The sequence below is a fragment of the Enterococcus sp. C65 genome (genome assembly GCF_040887165.1).
GTDB classification, from domain to species: Bacteria; Bacillota; Bacilli; order Lactobacillales; family Enterococcaceae; genus Enterococcus_B; species Enterococcus_B hirae.
Genome location: NZ_JBFOFG010000005.1, coordinates 35,943 through 58,270 on the forward strand (window position 1 = coordinate 35,943; position 22,328 = coordinate 58,270).

Annotated in this window: 18 protein-coding genes; 4 read left to right on the plus strand and 14 right to left on the minus strand. The window is 36.4% G+C overall.

What is annotated here, in order from left to right; translation table 11 throughout:
* Positions 1 to 135 precede the first annotated feature (135 nt).
* The 3 genes from AB3I12_RS06750 to AB3I12_RS06760 all read right to left on the minus strand — a co-directional run bounded on the left by AB3I12_RS06750 (position 136) and on the right by AB3I12_RS06760 (position 2,602).
* A complete protein-coding gene (locus AB3I12_RS06750) occupies positions 136 to 858 on the minus strand; it encodes a class A sortase (protein ID WP_010738352.1) in 723 nt (240 codons plus the stop codon).
* A gap of 51 nt (positions 859 to 909) precedes the next feature.
* Positions 910 to 1,236, minus strand: coding sequence for a nucleotide pyrophosphohydrolase (locus tag AB3I12_RS06755; protein WP_010719940.1), 327 nt, complete (start codon positions 1,234 to 1,236; stop codon positions 910 to 912).
* Positions 1,237 to 1,408: 172 nt separating this feature from the next.
* Complete coding sequence (locus AB3I12_RS06760) at positions 1,409 to 2,602, minus strand: MFS transporter (protein ID WP_034699715.1); 1,194 nt, start codon at positions 2,600 to 2,602, stop codon at positions 1,409 to 1,411.
* Positions 2,603 to 2,945: 343 nt separating this feature from the next.
* On the opposite strand from AB3I12_RS06760, the gene AB3I12_RS06765 reads away from it, so the two are divergent.
* Positions 2,946 to 3,635, plus strand: coding sequence for an N-acetylmannosamine-6-phosphate 2-epimerase (locus tag AB3I12_RS06765; RefSeq protein WP_063626642.1), 690 nt, complete (start codon positions 2,946 to 2,948; stop codon positions 3,633 to 3,635).
* A gap of 281 nt (positions 3,636 to 3,916) precedes the next feature.
* Here the strand turns inward: AB3I12_RS06765 and AB3I12_RS06770 are convergent, their stop codons facing one another.
* Positions 3,917 to 4,801: a diacylglycerol kinase family protein gene (locus tag AB3I12_RS06770; protein WP_063626640.1), complete on the minus strand. Its 885-nt coding sequence runs from the start codon at positions 4,799 to 4,801 to the stop codon at positions 3,917 to 3,919.
* Positions 4,802 to 4,904: 103 nt separating this feature from the next.
* A complete protein-coding gene (locus tag AB3I12_RS06775) occupies positions 4,905 to 6,992 on the minus strand; it encodes a VWA domain-containing protein (protein WP_231105544.1) in 2,088 nt (695 codons plus the stop codon).
* Between the two features lie 259 nt (positions 6,993 to 7,251).
* Between AB3I12_RS06775 and AB3I12_RS06780 the strand changes: the two genes are divergently transcribed.
* Entirely contained in the window at positions 7,252 to 8,754 is a 1,503-nt protein-coding gene (locus AB3I12_RS06780) for a helix-turn-helix domain-containing protein (RefSeq protein WP_063626635.1), read from the plus strand.
* A 332-nt stretch (positions 8,755 to 9,086) separates the two neighbouring features.
* Here the strand turns inward: AB3I12_RS06780 and AB3I12_RS06785 are convergent, their stop codons facing one another.
* Positions 9,087 to 10,943 (minus strand): ABC transporter ATP-binding protein/permease, encoded by a 1,857-nt coding sequence (locus AB3I12_RS06785; RefSeq protein ID WP_063626632.1) that lies wholly within the window; start codon positions 10,941 to 10,943, stop codon positions 9,087 to 9,089.
* Positions 10,927 to 12,903, minus strand: a complete 1,977-nt coding sequence (locus AB3I12_RS06790; RefSeq protein ID WP_368015647.1) for an ATP-binding cassette domain-containing protein — start codon at positions 12,901 to 12,903, stop codon at positions 10,927 to 10,929. The genes AB3I12_RS06785 and AB3I12_RS06790 overlap by 17 nt, the downstream gene beginning before the upstream one ends.
* Positions 12,904 to 12,985: 82 nt before the next feature.
* Between AB3I12_RS06790 and AB3I12_RS06795 the strand changes: the two genes are divergently transcribed.
* The gene (locus tag AB3I12_RS06795; protein ID WP_010719950.1) at positions 12,986 to 13,816 is read left to right on the plus strand and encodes a MerR family transcriptional regulator; all 831 of its coding nucleotides are present in this window, start codon (positions 12,986 to 12,988) and stop codon (positions 13,814 to 13,816) included.
* A gap of 478 nt (positions 13,817 to 14,294) precedes the next feature.
* On the opposite strand, the gene aguA is transcribed toward AB3I12_RS06795, so the two are convergent.
* From aguA to ptcA, 3 genes are all read right to left on the minus strand, one after another.
* Entirely contained in the window at positions 14,295 to 15,392 is a 1,098-nt protein-coding gene (aguA, locus tag AB3I12_RS06800) for an agmatine deiminase (RefSeq protein WP_010738362.1), read from the minus strand.
* Positions 15,346 to 16,764: an APC family permease gene (locus AB3I12_RS06805; RefSeq protein WP_063626629.1), complete on the minus strand. Its 1,419-nt coding sequence runs from the start codon at positions 16,762 to 16,764 to the stop codon at positions 15,346 to 15,348. The genes aguA and AB3I12_RS06805 overlap by 47 nt, the downstream gene beginning before the upstream one ends.
* Before the next feature lie 236 nt (positions 16,765 to 17,000).
* The gene (ptcA, locus tag AB3I12_RS06810) at positions 17,001 to 18,020 is read right to left on the minus strand and encodes a putrescine carbamoyltransferase (RefSeq protein ID WP_034866258.1); all 1,020 of its coding nucleotides are present in this window, start codon (positions 18,018 to 18,020) and stop codon (positions 17,001 to 17,003) included.
* Between the two features lie 270 nt (positions 18,021 to 18,290).
* Here ptcA and AB3I12_RS06815 point away from each other — a divergent pair, with 270 nt between their 5' ends.
* Positions 18,291 to 19,226, plus strand: a complete 936-nt coding sequence (locus AB3I12_RS06815; protein ID WP_063626626.1) for a response regulator transcription factor — start codon at positions 18,291 to 18,293, stop codon at positions 19,224 to 19,226.
* A 472-nt stretch (positions 19,227 to 19,698) separates the two neighbouring features.
* Here AB3I12_RS06815 and AB3I12_RS06820 read toward each other — a convergent pair whose 3' ends face one another.
* Genes AB3I12_RS06820 through AB3I12_RS06835 form a run of 4 tightly spaced genes read right to left on the minus strand, consistent with a single transcriptional unit; the run spans position 19,699 to position 22,325 of the window.
* Positions 19,699 to 20,103 (minus strand): PTS sugar transporter subunit IIA, encoded by a 405-nt coding sequence (locus tag AB3I12_RS06820; RefSeq protein WP_010719955.1) that lies wholly within the window; start codon positions 20,101 to 20,103, stop codon positions 19,699 to 19,701.
* 37 nt (positions 20,104 to 20,140) lie between these two features.
* Positions 20,141 to 20,950 carry a PTS system mannose/fructose/sorbose family transporter subunit IID gene (locus AB3I12_RS06825; RefSeq protein WP_063626623.1) on the minus strand — a complete coding sequence of 270 codons (810 nt, stop codon included), beginning with the start codon at positions 20,948 to 20,950 and terminating at the stop codon, positions 20,141 to 20,143.
* Positions 20,937 to 21,833 (minus strand): PTS sugar transporter subunit IIC, encoded by an 897-nt coding sequence (locus AB3I12_RS06830; RefSeq protein ID WP_010719957.1) that lies wholly within the window; start codon positions 21,831 to 21,833, stop codon positions 20,937 to 20,939. The genes AB3I12_RS06825 and AB3I12_RS06830 overlap by 14 nt, the downstream gene beginning before the upstream one ends.
* A gap of 12 nt (positions 21,834 to 21,845) precedes the next feature.
* Positions 21,846 to 22,325 (minus strand): PTS system mannose/fructose/N-acetylgalactosamine-transporter subunit IIB, encoded by a 480-nt coding sequence (locus tag AB3I12_RS06835; protein ID WP_010719958.1) that lies wholly within the window; start codon positions 22,323 to 22,325, stop codon positions 21,846 to 21,848.
* Positions 22,326 to 22,328 lie beyond the last annotated feature (3 nt).

Consider the following 22,328-nt stretch of genomic DNA (forward strand, 5'->3'; position numbering starts at 1 on the left):
CCCTTCTTTAATTTTTGCAAGCCTTTTCAACTTTTTTTTTTAGTAATTGTAAAAATGAGAAATTAAAAAACCGACGAAAACTATTAGCTACTCGAGCGAACTAGCAATCGTCGGTTTTTCATTAACTATTTTCGTCTAAAATGTTCGTGTTTCCATATTGAATGCTGCCTTCATTTCTTTCGTCGCTTTTTTCATTGGTGTAACCTTCTCTAATTCGCCTTGAACGACTAATCGAGTCACCGCATTCATATCTCCGCACGTAATCAAAGTAACGAGCGATTTTCCTTCTTGGATATTTAACAGCTGGGTTTCCGTCGGTGCCACTTTTTCTTTAAAGGTTGCTTTATACGTATAGACATTTTCCAAATCTACCAAATAGATTTTATCTCCTAATGATAAATTTTCTAGTGGCGTGAATAATAGTTGTGGATTGCTCGAACGATGACTCGCTAAAGCATAATTTCCTTTTCCCATTTGCTGATTAGGATCTAATGTCCCCGCACCATAAAGCAAGTTCGCATTATCTAAACCTCTAAAAATCGGGATATTGATTGCCACAGAAGGAACAGCAATACTACCAATAACTGGTAAGTCCGTTCGATTCAATTGGGCACGCAACACACTTTCCGTACTCATTGACTCCACTGCATCAAAATCAAAACTTGCCTCTTTTTCGTTGTTTTTCTTGATTTCATCTTTTGTCACATTGGCAATTGCGTATTTATCTCCGGTATTTTTAACAAAATAATCTTTGATCTGTTCATTAAAAATTAACGCTAAGCCAACCAATAATAGTAAAAATAAGAAAAAATTGGCGATCCATCTTTTTACTCGACCTTTGCTTGGTTTTTCCTTCATTCACTTGCCTCCCTTATTTAGCTAAAATAAACGCAACCTATAGTTTCACACTTAAAGTTCTGTATATTTCTTTCGTTGTCCTCGACTTGCTTCTACTGGATATTTCAATTTATTTTTTGCTAATTTTTCTTCAATAATTTCATCAAGATCCAACTGTAAATTGTCAGCCATCATGTAAGAATAGATCAAGACATCTGCCAGTTCTTCTTTGATCCGCTCTAATGAAGTTTCCTTCACTTCTTCTGGTTGCTTCCATTGAAAAAGCTCCAGTAATTCAGAAGCTTCTAAGGAAATAGAAATTGCAAGATCTTTTTCGTTATGAAATTGTCGCCAATTTCTTTCGTCTCTAAATTGATTGACTTTCGCCATACTATCCATGAACATTCACCTATTTCTTTATTCGATTACTAATAATCATACCATGTTTTTAATAGAAAATAAGTATATTTACCTAGATAAAATAAAATATACGTATTTATTTAACGATCTTTTTATAAAGCAAAATGATAACGAATGTTACTTATCCACTGATAACTTACACCAATGGATGTTATTCTTGTAAGCTGAATTTTAATTCTTTTACACCAGTAAGTGTCCACAAGACCACTAGACTGACAAGATAAATACTACTTAGAAAAATAATCACAGCAGATAATTGATAATGATCCATCAAAAAGCCAATAATGATCGAAGAAAATCCACCTACAGCTCTACCTAAATTCATAATAAAGTTATTGGCTGTTGCACGGATCTCAGTAGGATACAGGCTACTAATGATTGCACCATAGCCGCCATACATGCCATTGATAAAGTAACCAACAACCACCGCTGCTGCTACTAAACTCCATTGACTACGAGCTAAAACGAGTAAGAAGACCGAGAGCGCTGAACAAATCAAGAATAAAGTAAAGGCTGTTCTGGGACCTAATTTATCCATGATGATCCCAAAAGTCAACATACCTAATGACATCCCCACAATCGTACTCACCATCCATAAAGACGAACCTGAAACGGATAATCCTAGTTGTGCTTGCATGATCGAAGGTAACCAATTCATCAAACCAAAATAACCAGCAATTTGGACAGTCACCATAAGACTCAAGCCAATCGTCTGCCAAGTAAGTTGTTTTGTTTCAAATAGATTGCGTAACTTTGTTGCCTTTTTAGTTGCTTTCGCAGCTTGAAATGCCTCCGGTTCTTTTAAGCCATGTCGGATGACTAAAACTAATAATACAGGTAATACACCAATCACATATAACATGCGCCACCCGAGCCATGGAATGACGATTGCCGCCAAAATAGCAGCGAGAGCCGCGCCTACTTGGGCTCCAATACCAGCAATGGACGAAGCTCGTCCAATTTGTTTTTTTGAAAAAGTTTCAGAGATCAAAGACATACAAGCGCCATACTCGCCCCCAGCCCCGATTCCTGCAATAAAACGAAACAAGTAGACTAAATAAATCGTTGAAGAAAAATACATCAATAATGAAGCAATTGAAAATAAGATAACCGTTTGAGAGAACACCTTTACTCGACCATATTTATCCGCCATCAGACCAAAAAAAATACCTCCAACGAGCATCCCCAGATTAGTGATCGTCGCAATCATTCCCGCTTGCGTTCCACTAATATGAAAAGTTGCAATCATTGAAGATAAAGAAAAAGCTAGGAACATGATATCCATATTCTCTAATGCAATCCCTGATGATGTTGCTAATAAAACCTTCCGTTGATACTTCGTCATTTTTGTTACCCCTTTTCTTTCATTTTTACCCTAAATTGTTAAAATCATATATAAAAATCAAGAAAAAAGCAAGAAATTTTGTTTTTTTATGTCAATTCATTCACTCAACTGATCTACGCTGTTTTTGAGAACTATCACTTGCTCAATAATTACGAAATCGCTACACTTATTTTGTAATCAAAAAATAAAGCGTTTTTCTAAACCGCTTATTTGTCTGATCAAGCAATTTATCTTAGATATCCATTATCTAAGTAATCACTTTTTTGCTATCATTCGCATAGCCTTAGCTCTTTGCGAAACGTTTTTGTGAAACTGAGAAAAAACTATAAAGGAGAAAAACAGAATGGACAAACAATTATTCTTAGAAAAAATTGCTGGTGGGCTGATCGTTTCCTGCCAAGCCTTACCTGGAGAACCTTTTTATACAGAAGAAGGTAGTTTGATGCCTTATTTTGCTTTAGCTGCTGAAAAAGCAGGAGCTGTTGGTATCCGTGCGAACTCAGTACGGGATATTATGGCGATCAAAGAAAAAGTGGCCCTGCCGATCATCGGTATCATTAAACGTGATTATCCTCCTGAAGCGCCATTTATTACAGCAACCATGCGGGAAGTTGATGAACTAGTAGCCACAGGGGTTGAAGTTATCGCTTTGGATTGTACTTTACGCAAACGCCACGATGGTCTGAACATCAATGAATTCATTGCTAAAGTCAAAGAAAAATATCCACAGCAATTATTGATGGCTGATATCGCCACTTTTGAAGAAGGAAAGAATGCTTACGAAGCAGGAGTTGATTTTGTGGGGACAACTTTAAGCGGCTATACAGAAGAAAGTGTGAAACAAGCTGGTCCTGATCTCCCACTCATCCAAGAACTGATCCAAGCTGATATATGCGTTATTGCAGAAGGTCGGATCCACACGCCACAACAAGCCAAACAAGTCAAAGATTTAGGCGTAGCTGGCATCGTTGTAGGTGGCGCGATCACACGCCCTCAAGAAATTACTCAACGCTTTATCGAAGCATTAGATTAAGAGACTCCTTCATTTTTTCAGGAGAAATGCTTTTTCGTCCTTCTAACTAAATCAGCTAAATAGAACTAACCAAAAACAGCCAGAACGAGACTGAGCCAAACCTTGCCTCAACCTCATCCTGGCTGTTTTTCAGTTTATTATTCCAACTTTATTCACAGCCTCTGTCTCACCAGATTCTCAGATCCGCTTAAAATCGACATCAGATGACAGAGGTACCTACTGTTCAAAACAAAGGCTATGACTCAGATCAACAGCTTAGAAAGATGATCCTCCCTGGTTTCTCAACAATAAATCATCAGATGAGAAGGAAGAACTTTTAGTGTGACAGGCAGATTGACACCTTCATCGCCATCCACATTTGTTGCCAATTCTTGGTCTTCATTCAAAGCAATCTGGATCGTTTCACAGGTTTGATAAGCCAGATGATCGGTAGAAGAATCAACACCTTTTAACAAATCAGGCAATGTTTTTAACGTATCTAACAATGAAGTGTCTTTTAAATAAACCAAGTGCAATTTGCCATCGTTTACTTTAGCATTAGGTATCAATGTTTCAAAACCACCAATTGAATTAGTTAATCCTACCAGCAATGTACTACTTTCAATTTGTTTTTCCTGCCCATCAATGACTAACTGGAATTTATAAGATTGGGTTCCAGCCAATTGCTTGATTCCTGAGATAAAGTAAGCAAACTTACCATATTTTGTTTTCTTTTCTGGATCTACATCATTGATTGACTCAGGAATGGTCCCGATCGCCACGACATTCATAAAATATTGGTCATTGATTTTCCCAATATCTAATGGTTGCAACGCATCCATTGAAAGATGAGCGATAGCTTCTTCGGGTTCTAACGGTATGCCTAAAGCACGGGCTAAGTCGTTGACTGTCCCTAACGGAATAAAACCAAAATTTGGACGATGTGCTTGTTCAGCGATCCCATTGATTCCTTCATTAACAGTACCATCTCCACCCATGACAAACACGCTGTGATACCTATCCACTGTCGCTTCTCGAGTAAAATTCTTGGCATCTCCAGCTTTTTTCGTATGAAGAACAACGACTTCATCAAACATCGTGGTTAACTTTTGATGGGCCAGTTTTTCATATTCTTGTGCTTGTTCTCCTCCAGAACTTGGATTAACGACCAACAACGCTTTTTTCATCCTGGTTCCCCCTTCGTTTCACAACATGACTTTGACTAAACTATAGCACAAAAAAACTCAGAGCATCTAGTTTCAGACATTCTGAGCTACACCAGCTGATTGGCTATCTTATTTTACGAATCAAATAATAACCCACCGATCCGACGATCATCGTTCCCAGAAAGACCAGAATGGATGAGGAATGTTCATTTGTTTTTGGTAAATGTTCCGCTTCAGAATCAGTCGAAGATTCAGAAGCAATCTGGAGCATCGCCTCTTTTTTAGTTGTACTTGGTCCAGAGTTTCTTAAGTCGATGGTGCTTGATTCCGTTGTGCTTGGCTCCGTCGTGCTTGGCTCCGTCGTGCTTGGTTCTGTTGTGCTTGGTTCTGTTGTGCTTGGTTCCGTTGTGCTTGGCTCCGTTGTGCTTGGCTCCGTTGTGCTTGGCTCCGTTGTGCTTGGCTCCGTTGTGCTTGGCTCCGTTGTGCTTGGTTCTGTTGTGCTTGGTTCTGTTGTGCTTGGTTCGGTCGTTTTTTTCGTATTCGTGATCACAAAAGAATTGCCATTATTGGTTACAGTACTCTCAAACTCATCAGGTACATTCACTTCCGCTACTTGATAAGTAAAGTCTTCTCCTTGATTATTGTATTTTGGTAAGACCGCTTTTTCGTTTCCCACTGGCAGTTCCTTGATCGTTGCTTGATAATTATCTTGTTTTCTTAAAGAAAGCACCGCTGAACTTTGCCAACTCGTAGGATCAACGACCGAACTCCTGCGAATCACATAGTCAATAGTCTCTGGGATCTCGGATGCCGCTACATTTTTCCATTTTTTTGCTACTTGGATTGTTGTTGTCGGTGCCTTGATTGAAGGGATTGGAAAATCAAGTAATTCACTTTCATTTGTTGGTGCTAACGTTGTCCGTCCATTACACAAATACCAAGTTTCGCCTTTAAAATGAGTATTTTCAGTGTTTAAACGGACTTGATAGGTACACGTAAGCCGTTCATTTTCCCCTAATGCAATATTTGCAATCGTAATCGTTTGGTTCGCTTCCGATACAACTACATCAGCCACTACATCATTGGCTTGTTCCCAATTTCCTTGTTCATTTTTTCGCCAACCGACTAATTGATAGGAGCGTTCATTAAACTCACCCGCTCCTTGGAGTAAAATGTCTTGCCCCATAGGATCAGTGATCGTACCATTAGGAATCGTTTTATCAATTTGGTTGGCGATCTCTGTTAAGGCAGAACCCAAACCGCTTAGATTTTCATCGGTTGTAAGGTATTGTTGCGGTTTAGAAGCTAAGTTTCGCCCAATATATTCCCCTCGAGCAGAAGGTGCTGTCGCTATCGAATAACAGGTAAAACCCGAATGCTTGAGAGAAACGATCGTCCCTAAGGTCGCATCTGTCACAACTGAACTACTAACAGAAATTGCATTGGGATCAGAAGGGTTACTGTTCGTCGTATAGTATTTGTCAGAATCAGTTTGAAAATCTTGAATATAATGATCGGTATGGTAGCCATTATAATCAATGATCTCTCCCTCATTTGGATACTCTTTCGCTCCTTGTACTGGAAGATAACTACGATTAGCACTATCATCACCAATATGAATAAATAATTTTTCCGCTTCTGGCCGACTTTTCTCCAATAATAACCGTTGCCCTGCTAATAATCCTTTTTGCATAAATGTTCCCGAATGTGACTCAGCGGTATATTTCAAGAAGTTCTCTAAGTCATTCATATTACTTGAAAAACCATTTGTTGAATAAACCTCTCGATTGTATGCTACGATCCCCACGCGGATATTCCCATTAGCTAACGAATCCGCTAATTCATTGCCAAATTGTTGTAATCCGATTAAAGCATTGGTTAATTTTTCGCCAGTCATGGAGGAAGAATAATCGATCACCAAAACTAAATCAATCGGTGTTCCGATCTGGTTACCTTTCACATCTAACGTGACGTCAAATAAACCTTGTGTCTTGCTATCTTCTGTGACACTCTTTTTTAAATATGCACGGTCGGCGTAATTAACATAATTTTCTTCGTCAAATACGGCTTCTGGTGCATGGCCATAATCATAATTATAGGTATTCCCTACTGCTGTTCCATTTGTTAAACGTTGTCCCGTAGAATCGGTATAAGCAAAATCAACCGTCTCCGCAAATGATTTTTGCATCCCTATTCCCAGTAAAATACTCATTAATCCTACGAATAAAATCACTATCTTGAAATAGCTGTCTTTTCTCGTTCCCATCATTTCTCTCCTTTTCTACCAACAGATTTCCCCATCCTTATTAAAACCCTAGAATTTTTTCAACAATTGCTAGTATAAATTTTCTGGAATCTTTTCTGAGCTAAAAAAATGTACATTTGGAATACATTAAAATCCTCTTTTTATGATAAGATGGCATCAAGTAACAGCTAAGAATCGAGGGAAATCTTTGGTTAGGAGTTTTTTTATGGAAATATTCAATGATTTTTTTGGAAATGATGTCAAAAAAGAAATCGAACTTTTACATTTTTTATATCATCAAAAGCGCTTTGTAACGATTGAAGAAATGAGCCAAGCCCTCAATATGGATCGGCGTTCGATCTACAAATATTACGATGTTCTAAGCAATCATTCCCTAATGACAGATGAAAGTCGTGAACCAATTTTTCATACAAAACATGGTCTCGGCTATAAATTCACAGGAACCAAAACAGACTATAAAACGGTGATTCGTAAAATATTACAAGAAAATCCTTTTTTCAATTTATTTGAAACTTTATTGTTGGAAAATGAAGTGAATCTAGTCAAATTCGCCTACGAGAATTATTTATCCGAATCTACTGTACGAAAGCGAAGCTATGAACTAGAAACGCTACTACAGCCATTGGGGTTTACCGTAAAAAAAAATAAAGGAACGCTCTATTTAGTCGGTGATGAACCTCGTATTCGCTATTTTATGGTTGCTTTTTTTTGGAAAAACTTTTCTGGTCTTCACTGGCCATTTCCAGGTATTTCTCAACAAAAATGTGAAATGCTCGCCCGACACTTTTATGAAATCAATGAAATTCCTTTCAATGAGATTGAACTAAAAATTACTACTTATGTACTAGCAGTGACGATTATTCGGTTTAGAAAAGGCAAAAAAATAACATCTGAAATGATCACTTTAGCTCCTGATCTACCGCCTAAAGACCAAGAAATCTTCCAACAATTGACGGACCAGCATTCATCACTCTTAAAAAAACTGACAGATGAGTTGAGTGAACACTTCTTACTCGAAACAATGGAGAGCCATTTTATTTTCTTGTGGCTACGATCAAATCTGGATCTCACTTTTTCTAAAGAGCAGTTAGCTGATTATTTTGCCATCCAAGAGGAAAGCGTTCAAAATCGTTCTTATTTGCAAGCAATCATCCATTTGTTACTGAAAGATACAGACTCTCAACAATTGTCTACCAGAAAAAAGAACTTGATTTTGCGAACGATTCTTTCTGGAATTTTGTCCGTCGAACTATTTGGAGAGACGATCCATACCTTGACTGGCTATAATCTACAGCACTATGTCTCGCAGAATTTTCCCAACCTTTTGATGCGTTCTGAACAATTGTTAGATCAAATTGATCTTTACTCATCCTCAGATAGCAAACGAAAAGGACTTGCGTTACATGTAGCGATTGCTTGGACCTTGGTTTCACCACCATCCACCTTTATGAAAAAAATCAACCTTAAACTCGAAACAGATTTACCTTTGGCACTTTCTTTAACAATCAAAGAACGTATCGAGTCTTCTTTTCAAAGCTACTACCATCTGGATATTCGCAGCCATTTCGAAAACGAAGACTATGATCTCTGCCTTAGTACCGCTCCTTTAACAGAAAGTTTTGAAACCGTCCCCGTTTTACTGATCAATGCCCAAGTCACATTAGCCGATCTGCTGGCAATCAAACAAGTACTTGAAGAGCTGGTGTAGTAAGAGCAGAAGAAATGGAATGTTCATTATTTGAACTGCGGATAACACTTCTTCGATCATATTTATACTTTTTCAATTCATAAAAATAGCCTAAGATTTGTGGGAAATAAAAGCAAAAAAACTGAGGTTGAGACAAAAGTGTTCAGCATCAAGAAATAAGAAGGAATTTCCGAAAATTGCTTCTCAAATTTTTGGTAAATTTCGGCTTATTTCCGAAGATGCTACTTTTGTATCACCGTTTATTCGTTTTTAGAGATACTAGAAGAGACTGAGACAACTTTTGTCTCAGTCCCAGACTCTTAGTCAGTACTATATTTCTAAAGTTAAAGATCTTATTTTTTTAAAGCCAGACTAGGTGATAGGTTGACCAATCGATAATTAACAAAACCAGTTATGCCAAAAACTAATCCAATATTTACTAACAACAAAAGCATCCCTAGTTGGAAATTAAACTCTAGATTATAACCAAAGTTCTGGCTATATACAGTATTAAAAATAAGAAGCCATATACTACTAAATAAGACGGATAGTAGACAAAATAGAACGGTTTCTCTTCTCAATATCTTAGAGATATTTCTGGTACTATATCCTAAGCAACTTAGTATACCAACTTCAGAATATCTAGTGATAGAAATTCGATAGATTATAATAAAACTAACAGAGATAAATAGGAGTAAAAGTAAATTGGATAATATGGTGAACAACTTTATAGTATCAGCAAAACTATTTTTAAAAGCACGAATGTCTTTTTCCTTAGTGTATATATCGTACCCCTTACTTTTCAGCAGGCGATGAATTTTGGGAATGTCCTCAAAATTTTTCACACTAAACGCTATAGCAGAAGCCTCACCTTTAGCTACTTCTTTATAAATTTTCTTTTCCAGCTTCGTACTCATTGTAAAGTTATCAAAAGTATCGTTTGAGATACCACTCACTTTCATTTTTATTTTATGTTTTTGTCCCTCCTTATCAAAGTATTCAAAGTCAACGTACTTTCCAACTAATTGATTAATATTCTTACTCAAAGACGAGGCAACACTTAGAGATAGACTGATTTCATTCCTATTATCTTTAGGCATGTCCCCATAAATCATCGAAAGATTGGAAGAAATGAATGTTGGTGATTTAGTATCTAAGTGTTTATTCTTATGATCATATTTAAGATTAATATTTTGGAGATTATATTGGTAATACACATCCTTAACGTTTGGTAATGTTTGTAAATAAGTAAGCCCTTCAGATAAAGGCTTTTTTGAAAAAGCAATTGATCCTTTACTATAGTAATCATTTTTTTCTTTAAATGACTGTATTTCATTTTTTATTGTATTTTTTATTCCTAACGTTGAAATAAAAGAGACCGTTCCTAATGAAATCAATACGATAGCAAGTAAATTTTTTAAAAAATGTATTCTAAAATTCCTGATTGCTATCCAAAAAAGTAATTTTGAGTTGAGTTTTGGGACAATCTCTTTAGCTTTTTTCGCTGTGAAAGTCTGACTTTCCTTACTATAGTCTAATTCATATCGCTCTTTTTCTTTAACTATTTCTATTGTATGATTTTTTAAACAGACTATTTCATCGGCGTACTTTGAAACTTTTTCACTATGTGTAATAACAATCACGGTTCGATTCCTTGCCAACCTTTTTAGTATCTTCATCACACCATCACTATTTAATTCATCTAAAGCAGCCGTTGGTTCATCTGCAAGAATTATTTTAGGATCGTTCATTAAGGCTCTCGCTATAGATGCTCTTTGTTTTTGACCACCGCTTAACTCATGGACCATTTGATTTGCCTTGTTTTTTAAACCAAGTTCCGTTAATAAATTCAATCCTTTTTCGATTTTCTCTTCTTTCGTTAGTTCAGAGTCTAAATGTGCCCCCATTATGACATTTTCAAGTACTGTATATCCATTTAAGAGATGATAATCTTGAAAAATAAATCCCACATTGTTGAATCTATAATTAGACAAGTTTTTATTTGAGAAATTTTTTTCCTTAAAACATAAATTTTCAATTTCCCCATCATAGTCTATATCTAAGCCTGCTATTAAATTTAATAATGTTGATTTACCAGCTCCACTATTCCCTAATACACAAGTTAACGTACCATCTTTAAATCGATAATTGGCATGTAGTAGTATATCCAAATCTTTGTACTTTTTACTGACATTATTTAAGTAAATCATTCGGATCACCTTGTTTCATTTTATGAGTAGGATTAGTTTTAAGAAATAATAAGTAGGATAGGATACTGATTATTATTGATTGGACAAATGGCAGCAACAATACCAAAACTAAGTTATTAGTAGATACTATATATATACTAAATATTTTTTGACTTAAAAGACTAAGCAATGGGAAAGTTATCAGAAATAGAAGAGAAGACATTATTCCAAGTATAAAGTATTCTGAAATGATTAAACTTAAAATATTTTTATTACTGAAACCATTGAATTTGAAAAAACGAAATTCACTTTTCTTTATATAAAAATTGAACAAAGCCAGAACAATACTAATTGTTAGTGACAATACAAAGAATATCAAACTGATGGTAACCCCTTGCTCCTCATTTTTCTTTCTCAATCGGAGCATGTCTTCAATCATGCTAAAATCTCCAGAAGGTTGTAAACCTGATTGTTGTAGTTTATTCACGATAGGTAAAATATCATCTAATGTTTTTGCTCTTACGTTATAACTTATCGATTTCTCAATGCCTGCTTGTTGACGCATTTTTTTGATAGCTTCTACACTAAACAACAACGGGCCATCCGTTAGTTTCCCGTCACGTCTTCCTAAAGTGCTGGTAATTGCTCCACCTTTAGGATTATTTTCAATGACTCCCACTACTTTTACATCATTTAATGAGACCTTTGATCCTGTAATTTCATTGATTCCAATCTTTGGATTTACGTCTATAAGTCCTGTCATATTTAAGTTTTTCCCGATTACGTCGGTGGGTTTTAGACCTAGTAAATCCAGTAACCGTTTAGGAACAGCCACTTCTATTTCTCCAATTGAAGGATATCTTCCAGCTATCAATTTCGTAATTGCAGGCAAGTTAAAGCTATCCTTCACTTCATAATTTTTAATCAAATCTCCTACGTTTAGTTTCAAATCACCCACTATTTCCAAGGGTGCCACAAAATCTACTCTGGGATCATCTTTTAATAAATCTACTGCTCCTGAAGTATCTTGTTTTAGAGAACCAGAAGGACCACCACCTGTCGATTCTTTTGACAAAGAAATATCTTTGATCGTCTCTCCTCTTTCTTTAACGAGACGGCTAAAATTATCATCTTGTTTTTCTTTTATTTCCCCACTCAAATTAATCAACATAAAAAAGGAAGAAAGTATGAGTAAAATAGTCGTTAATATAGAATATATGGATGCGCCTTTTAGAATGTTAAAAGATTGAGAGATACAATTTTTTAAAGATAAATAAGGAGGTTTATTCAATCGATTGTTTTTCCCGTCATCTTTTGAGTGTTGTTTACTTTGCCCTACTAATTTTAGTTGTCCTTGCTCCATGCTATAGACATTTGCGTCTTTTTCAATTAAACCTTTATCATGAGTGACTATTATCACTATTCTTTCTTTAGCGATTTTTTTTAGCTCCGTCATGATTTTATTAGCAGCTAAAAGATCTAATGCTTTAGTTGGTTCATCTGCTATGATTATTTCTGGATCTTTTACTAATGCTCTAGCTATCGCTACTCGTTGTTTTTGTCCGCCAGATAATTTTGCCACTTTCATTTTAGCTAATCCAGATATTCCTAGTTCCTCTAATACCTTTGCTACTTTCATTTTTCGTTCTGCTTTATTTAAGTTCGATAGGCTTAGAACTAAATCAATGTTACATTCTACACTTAAGTATTCTATCAATTGGTAATCTTGCCAGATAAAACCGATTGAATTGTAATAATAGTCGGATAGTTCTTTTTTCGTAAAACGTTTCATCGACTGATTGTTAAAATAAACATCTCCTTCAAAATTTTGATCCATACCACTAATGATATTTAATAGCGTTGTCTTCCCACTACCCGATGGACCGTAAATAAAATTGAGGCCTTTTTGGAAATCTCCTGATAAATGATTCAATACTATTTCATTTCCAAATACTTTTTTTATTTCGATTAAACTTAACATAAGAATCTCCTTTTATAACGAATTTGGGTTATTGCTCTGCTAGAATAAACTGTAACGTTACGTTATATTCAAGGAGGTAATTATGAATAATTATTTAACAATCAGTGAATTTGCAAAATACGTCAATTTAAGTAGAAGAACCTTAATTTATTATGATCAAATTGATTTATTCAAACCAAAAAAAATATCTACTCATGGTTATAGATATTATACTTGTGACCAATGCTTTGAATTAGACGTTATACTAACCTTGAAATTTCTTGATGTACCTTTAGAACAGATTAAATATTTTCTCGATAATCGAAACATGGATGACACGCTGACAGAATTTAAAAAGCGAAAAGAAATTTTAGATGAAAAAATCAATGACTTAAAACATATGCAGACGTTTTTAGAAAATTATATCGATCGGTATACAACATTGAAAAATATAAATTTTGATATAATTACTCATTCTTATAGAGAAGAAGAATCTTTTATTTGTTCTGATTTAATGCATTCTCATTACTACGACTCCATCGATTCTTTATCTAGTTATAGTGATTTTTATTTATCCTTAGATCAAAAAGATTTATTTAATGGCTATCCTATAAATTTTTTAGTAGAAGATTCTATTTTTTCTGACATTCAAAAAACTCCTTTTAGGTCACTAATTAAAATAAACAAGGAACAAAGCCATCTTTACGACGCAGAGAAAATTATAACCAGATCGAATGGAACATATGTCTCTTTCTTCATAGAGGATTCAAATTATAATAAGCAAGAAATCAATCAGAAACTACTGAACTATTTTCAAAAAAATAAATTTATTCCAGAAAGATTTTTTTGGAAAATATTATGGCAAGATGAAATTACTACCACGATTCCTGAAAAACGTGTATTTGAAATCTTGATACCTGTAAAAAAGAATTAATCGTTTACTGAAACTAAGAAAGTTCCTTATTTCCCCTTCTTAAAACAACCTCTTAAAAATGATTCAATTTGTATATATATGCATTATTGTTTTAAAATATACTTAAAAGGTACCTAGGAGATTTTTATGGGTTTGGGAAAACTATGAAAAGATCTCACCCACATCTGGCTTCCTCTAATGGTTGAATCACCAAGCTGATCGTCAGCTAATGATAGACAATGAAACAAAAAAACATACTAAGATTAGTGGGTAAGATATTCGACGGAATATCTTACCCACTATTTTTTATAATCAAGTATAGTGAGATTGGGACAAAAGTTGTCTCAGTCTCTTCTAGTATCTCTAAAAACGAATAAACGGCCGTCATTGATCAGGTCAGTAATCGAATTTGCTGCTTTGGGCTTTGGTCAATTGTTCATGAGCAGCGTCGCCTAAAATTCCACCAAATGCGATGACAATTTTTGAGATAAGCCTCCACCTATCTTTGCGGTTGTTGTTGTGTGATACAGTGAATATTTCCACCACCGTATACGATCTCAACTGTATTTACGCCTACGACTTCTTTATCTGGAAAGAATTCTGCTATTTCCTCAAGTGCCAGCTCATCATTTTTATCTCCATACTGAGGAACGATCACACCGTTGTTCGTGATCAGAAAATTCATATAAGAAGCAATACAAATGTCGCCATCTTCACGTGGCATCGTTCCTTCTACGTAATCGATCTTGAAATCCCCATTGATTGTGACATTCTCTACTGGGCAACAAAGCTTATGAACTTTTAATTTGCGGCCTTTGGCATCGGTCATTTCATTCAAACGCTTATAAGCAGCTTGAGCCGCTTCATAAAATGGGCTGTTTTGATCTTCAGTATAGATACAAGCCACTTCTCCGGGACGAACAAAACATGCCACATCATCCACATGCCCATTGGTTTCTTCCGGATCGATCCCGTCACCTAACCAAAGTACTTTCTCACAGTTTAAGTAGTCACATAATTTTTGTTCGATCTCTTCTTTTGTCATATGAGGATTCCGACCTTCACTCAATAAACACATCTCAGTCGTTAAAACAGTGCCTTCTCCATCAACATGAAAGGAGCCCCCTTCTAAAATAAAATCCTCCGTTCGATACGAATCCACGTGCTCGATTTCACAGATCTTTTGTGCAATCAAATCGTCTTGATCCCAAGGGAAATACAAGCCATCGACTAATCCGCCCCAAGCATTGAATCCCCAGTCATTGCCTCGTAATTCACCATTGTCGTTGATGACAAAGCTAGGACCACAGTCACGAATCCAAGCATCGTTGTTCGACATTTCATAGACAGTGATGTCGGCAGGCAATTGACGACGGCAGTTTTGATATTGCTGTTGCGACACGACCACATTCATTGGCGTGAATTTGCTGATCGCTTTTGCGACTTCGGCAAATGCTTCTTGAGCTGGTTTGCCTCCATCACGCCAGTTATCTGGACGCTCTGGCCAAATCATCCATACTTTCTCTTGTGGTTCAAACTCTCCAGGCATTCTAAACCCGTCTTGTTTCGGTGTGGTCTTTTCGATTCGCTTTGCCATGATACAGCACTCCTTCTTTTTTGATTTTTTTGATCCAGATAATGATTTCACCAACGAGGGCAAATATAATCGCTCCAATCGTGATTGGTAATTGCTGACTCAGCGATTCAGCATCAAACTGCAAAGGAATCGCTGTGAAAATCAATGAGATCACGATCATGATCATCGGTAGTGCGACTAATACCTTCAAGAACAAGTCGCTGCCGCTCACCTTGAAAGGTCGAGGTGTTTCTGGATCGATTTTGCGCAATTTATAAAACGCAGGAAAAACAGGTACATATGATAGTAGGAACATTACTAGGTTCAACGAGAAAAATGCCCAAAATAAATCTTGATTTGGTAAAATTGGTGCGATGATGACAACGATAGAAGCAACAATACCATTCATAATCGCCGCACCAGTAGGCATGCCGTTTTTTTTGCTGCGTTTGGCAAATACTTTCGGCATATCGTCATTTTCGGCTGCATAACAAGCAGTATTGTTAACCCCTAACGACCAAGAAATCATATTGCCAAACAATGTCAGTAAGAATAAAAAGGCCATCGAAATAATGAACCAGCCGCCTGTTGATCCTGTCAATAACTTAAAACTATCCATCAATCCACTGCCTGTACTAATCTGATCCGTAGGAATTGCTACACCGATCCCGAATGCAGAAAAAATGTAAATGGCTGCAATCACCAGTCCACCGGCAATGATCGATTGAGGGATTTGCTTTTTAGGATTTTCCATATCATTCGCGAATGTACAAATCACTTCGAATCCTAATAAGTTAAAAATGATTACTGAAATAAAGGACAAACTATTTAAATTGAAACTTGGCAGCATGGAAGAAAGAGTAAACTCATTCGCCACACCCTTAGTAAACGCAGTATAGAGACCTAAGCCACCGATCAAGATTGCCAGCAGCATTTTGATAACAGCTGCTCCATTCAAAATCCACACACTGTCACTGACCGGATAAAAACTGATCCAAACAATGATCCATATAAAGATCAGTTCGATCATGATAGCAGCAGCTGTTGAAAATTCGCTGCCTGTGATCGTCATCAATAAATCAGGGCAGACTACTGCTAGAGAAGCTAACCACAGGGGATAATTGATCCAGTAATACCAAGAAACGCGAGATCCCCAGCGATGTCCGAAGGCTTGTGTCACCCAATCATAGATACCGCCATCACCGATATAAGTTGTTCCTAACTCTGACGAGATCAATCCATACGGCAAAAGGAATGCAATCAATAAAAAGATCCACCAAAAAAATTGTGAATTTCCGATTGCTGCTACCGGTGCAGCCGCTTCTGCCACAAATACAACACAAATAACAGATAATATAGCACTCATCAAACTAAATTTTTTCTTTTCTCCCATTGTTTTCTTCCTTTCCGGTACAAGGGAATAAGGTTGGACCAACGATTGAACGATTCTTGCAACCAGCGGACTCATCTCACATGAATCCTGGTGCGGCATAAAAGCTGCATTAATGTGAGATCAAGTTTCTGCTAGAAAGAATCGATTTTCAGATCGTTAGCCCCTCCTCTAGAACAGAGACAATCCTCACGCATCGTCATGATACGCAGATTATTTCCTTTCCTCATCTCTTGCGTCTAAAATGTTTCACCTAGCAAAGCTTCCAAGTCTTTTTTAGCCGCTGCTTTTTTGGTCTCATCGATTGGATTTTTTTCCGCATAATCCCGCATCAAGTACACTAAGAGACCGCGAATCGAAGTCAACCGATTTTCTGCTTCATCAAAACAGATCGAGTTCGGTCCATCCATGACTTCATCTGTGACTTCTTCCCCACGAGTGGCAGGCAAGCAGTGCATAAATTTCGCTTGTTCCCCAGCACGTTTCATCAGGTCCGTATTCACTTGGTATTTAGGATAAAAAATACGCATGCGTTCCTCTTCTGATAGTTCAGCTTCATACAGTCCATACCAAACATCTGTATAAACAAAATCCGAACCTTCGATAACATCGATTTGATCGGATATCGTATAGGAGCCGCCAGAATCTTTGCAAATTGCGTCTAGTCGTGCGCGATGGTCTTCGTTTAACTGGAACCCTTCTGGTCCAAATTGAACGAATTCCATTCCCATTTTTGTTGCAATCAATCCTAAAGAGAAACAGACTTGTGTGGCATCTCCAATAAAGGAAACCTTGCAGTCTTCAATTTTTTTGCCTGCTGGAAGATGTTCGATCATGGTGCAAAGATCGCCAATTTCTTGCGTTGGGTGGTTGAAGTCAGACATACCGTTAATAACTGGGATCGTGGCATTCGTTGCTAAGTCATACACACTATGATGACGTTCCACACGAGCCATCAAAATATCAACTAAACGAGAAAGAACTCGGCTCGTGTCTTCTATCGTTTCATGACCACCCAATTGAATTTGCCCTGGTGCTAGATATTCTGCGTGTCCCCCTAATTGTGTCATTGCTGTTTCAAACGAAACCCGCGTTCTGGTAGAAGACTGTTGGAAAATCATCCCTAACACTTTGTTCTTTAGCAAAGGAGGATAAAAACCATTCTTGATGGCCGCTTTGATTTTCAATGACAGGTCAACAATTTGTTGAATCTCTTCCTTCGTGTAATTTTCAGTTGTAATAAAATCTTTTTTTCCCATAATGAAACCTCCTAAGTAATTTGTTTGCTTTGCATCTTCACTTTAGGAAAAAAAGTGAGAGTTTACGATAAGCTATTAGTTGTAAACGTTATCATTGTCGATCTATACGTGCTACAGGCTGGTTTATTTTTGGATATAAACCATTTATTTTCCAAGGGTTTACAAAAGTTTAGAAGTAAGTTTATAGGAATTAAAAGTAAAGATAAAAAAATCGGTGTTATAATTAAGATAAGAAATTTAAGGTAAGGAAAAAATGAAAGGGGATTCAATATGATAGCTATTTTTGTTTACAACATTCTATTGATCATTCTATATTCAATCACGATGACTTTTGCTATTTATGCTTATTTAAAAGAAAAAAACAACTTATTTCTCTGGATCAGTTTGTATTTGGCATTCTTCATTTTTGATAACACGATTATTTATATGACGGAGTTCCTCAATTCCTTTGCACAAAGTTATGATCAAGCATTTATGAGTGCGCCAGCAGTTAAAACGATTATTTTTATGGGAAACGCCTTTTTTTCCATTTCTATTCTTGCCGAACTACAAAAAGAAAAACTTTCCCCTCTCCATTATGCTTTACTGCTTGCTTTGGCTGCTTGGATGATTACCATCCCATTGATGGATAATTCAGCCTTTAAAGTCTGGCTCTATTATCTGGGCAATCAACTCTTCCTGTTTTACCTAGGAATTTATTGTTGGCGAGGAACAAAAAAGGATGTACCTTTGCTGAACAAACACTATTTAAAGCAATTGATGTTCATCAATCTCTTCTTTAGTATTTTGATCATTATTGAAGATAGTTTCGTGATTTTCAATGTCGATCAATATAGCTCCTTAGTGACAAAAATTTATAATCGTAGTGTCTCAGAGGATATTTTTTCGATTGTTATATGTGTTTTATTACTGCACTTCTTTATCAAAAAATATCAACCTCAGAAAGAAAAAACACAAAAGCAAGACACCTCTCTCTTGATTCAAGACTTTTGTCAGGATCACCAGTTTACTCAACGAGAAACGGAAATTTTTATATTGCTACTGTCACATCGAACCAATCAGGAAATTGCTGACCAGCTCTTTCTCTCATTAGGAACGGTTAAAACTCATGTCCACAATATTTTTATTAAACTTGACATAAAAAAGCGCACGCAAATTATCCCCCTTTTTGAAAAGTATAAAGAAGCCATTGAGTCAACCGTTTAAAAAAGTCCTGGAAGTATCCCTTCCAAGTTCTCAGTCTGTAGACGAGTCTGGGACATTAATCAGAAAAAATCTAATTAATGTCCCACTTTTTTATGAGGTTAATCATAAAATAAAAAAATGGAGAATGAGACAAAAGCGGCATCTTCAAAAATTCGCTGAAATTTATAAAAAATTTGAGACACACCAAGTAGATAATAATCAACACCAAAAAAAAGTATTTATGTTTCTTGTCAAATTTCGGAAATTCCTTCTTATTACTTGATGCTGAATACTTTTTTCTCAATCTTTCACCAATCATTCTAGAATTTCTCTTTACCAACATCATTTGACAAAGGGTCTCTTTTTTGTCCAAAATTTTGAACAAAACTAGATAAAAAGACATTCCAAACTCAAATTACAAGTTTGAAATGTCTTTTATCTATAGTCTGATCAGAGAAATATTTCTTTGGCTTCATCACTCATATATTTTATCTTACTCATCTTCATCATCGTCATCACTGAAAATCCGTCCATTCACATAACAAATGTTACTTGTAGCAGATTCGATTAATGAAAGTTCTGTTCCAATTAATTGACTGTTAATGAAGTCAATGACCATTGGCATGTTCATGCCTGCGTATAAGTCAATTACTTGACCCTCGAGAATTATTTTTGAAACTACATTACACGGAGTGCCACCCATTAAATCTGCTAATACTACGAAATCATCTAAATTGGCAATTACTGTTTCAAACTTTTCACGAAAATCTTCCGCTGATTCAGAAGGAAGAAGGCTTACTGTGTGAATACTTTCCTGAGGCCCCATTATCATTTCTGTACTTTTTTTCAATTCTTCACAGAAAAGTCCATGACTAATTAAAACTAATTGTTTTCCCATTGAACCACTCCTCATCACTAATTGGAATCAGCCTGACTTATTTTGAAATCACGCCTAAAGCTGATAATGCTACACAAACCACTAATACTATGAAAATTGCCTTAGTAGAAGTCATATTCTTTTTGCCAAGCATCCAATAAATTGCTGCAACGATACCGGCTGGTAATAATCGTGGTAAAATCATATCCAGGTTGTTTTGCATGTTTAACGTCACATCACCAATACTTGGTGCCCAAGACAATTTTACATTAATCATGGTAGCGACCAACGCTCCAACCATGAAGACCCCTAACAAAGTTGCAGCATCTGTCAAGGCAGTTAAGCGATGTTGCATCGTGGTAACTAAAGAGATTCCTTCACGATAAGCAAATTCTAATTGTTTCCAACGGAAAATCATAATAGCGATTTGTGCGATAATCCAAATAAAAATTCCAGTTGGGTTGCCATTAATTGCCATATTGGCTGCTAAGGCTCCAAAAATTGTTGGAATTAACGCTGCGAAAATCGAATCACCAATTGCTGCAAAAGGCCCCATCAACCCAGCTTTTAAACCTGAGACAGTGTCTTTACCATCAATACCTTCCTTTTCCTCAATAGCCAAGTCAATCCCGGTAACGATAGTATTGAAGAAGTTTGATGTATTAAAGAATTGGGTATGAGTTTTCATCATTTCTTTTAATTCAGGAGAATTATCACCATAAAGCTTGCGTAATTGCGGCAGAATTGTATAAAGATAGCCTGATCCTTGCATCCGTTCATAGTTCCAGCCTAATTGGAAAGTAAACAAGCTTCTGCGATTGATCTGCTTAAAGTCTTCCTTCGTTAACTTATAATTAGATTTCGTCATCTTCAATCTCTCCTTCATCTGAATCATTCGATGTAACATCTTTAGGGGCTGGCGAATGTGGTATCAGCTGTCCATTTTTGTAACTGATGGCTGCTAAAGAAAATCCAACTAGTGCAATTGCTAACATTGGAAGTGAATTAAATATTCCTTCGAAATTCTTCACAACTCCTGCAACACCCGTTCCTAAAACCTGCATGTTAGTAAAGACGGTTCCTAGTAATGCCGTTAATGTAAATCCTAAAATTAGGTAAGGGAAATGCTTTTTAACTGGTAAGTAACGTAGTAGAATAGCAAAACCGACAGCTGGTAAAACTGCTCCAGCTACTGATAATCCATCGCCTAACCACTTCAAATCACCATTTAGCACGGCTACCACTTGTTCTACTAGTCCTCCTCCAAATGCTAATGCTAGAAAAACGGGAATCATACGAGAAAGTGACCAAGAGAGGGCTCCCATTAAGAAATTACGTTCGATCCCTTTGTAGTTCATATCTTCAACTAATTTATCAATGCGATGCGCAAAATACGTATTCGCAAAACGGGCTAATATATCTAATTGAATCATCAAGCTAGCTACTGGTACCGCAATTACGGCAATTGCTTGCTCTGGGTTCATTCCTAGCGCTACTGAGAAAGCTGTCGCTAAAATCGTTCCAGAGTTGGCATCAATTTTTGATGCACCCCCAAAGGTACCAACACCAAGTACAGTCAATTGCATACTACCACCAATAATAAGTCCTGCTTTTAGATCTCCCATCACTAGACCAGCAAATAATCCGGCAAAAACGGGTGCACTCAACGATGAATAAATTTGTAACTCATCTAAAATTTGATACCCTGCGTATAATGTTAATAATAAGATCTGCCACCATAAGATATCCATTTATTTATCCTCCTATTTCGCTAATAAAGCCATAAAATTTTCTGCTTTATCACTTGGAACCATCTGCGCTACTAAGCGAACACCTTTAGCCTGTAATTTGTTAAATACTTCTACATCTTGATCAACCACATTGATTGATTTAGTAATGGACCGTGTTTCATTCGTCTGTGACATATTCCCAACATTAATTTCTTCAATTGGGACTCCTAATTCTACCAACTTCAATAAACGATCCGGCTCCCGAGCAATAATCAATAATCGTTGAGAATCATATTTTCCTGCTAAAATATTATTAGCAGCTTTTTCAATCGGCAATACACTTAATTTAACTCCTGGTGGAGTTGCCAGCTTTAATCCACTTTTTTCAATATCATTTTTTGCAACTTCATCATCTACAACCATAATCCGTGTGATGTTCAACTTGGTTGTCCATAAGTTGGCTACTTGTCCATGAATTAAACGTCCATCAATTCTTACTCCGATAATACTCATTGT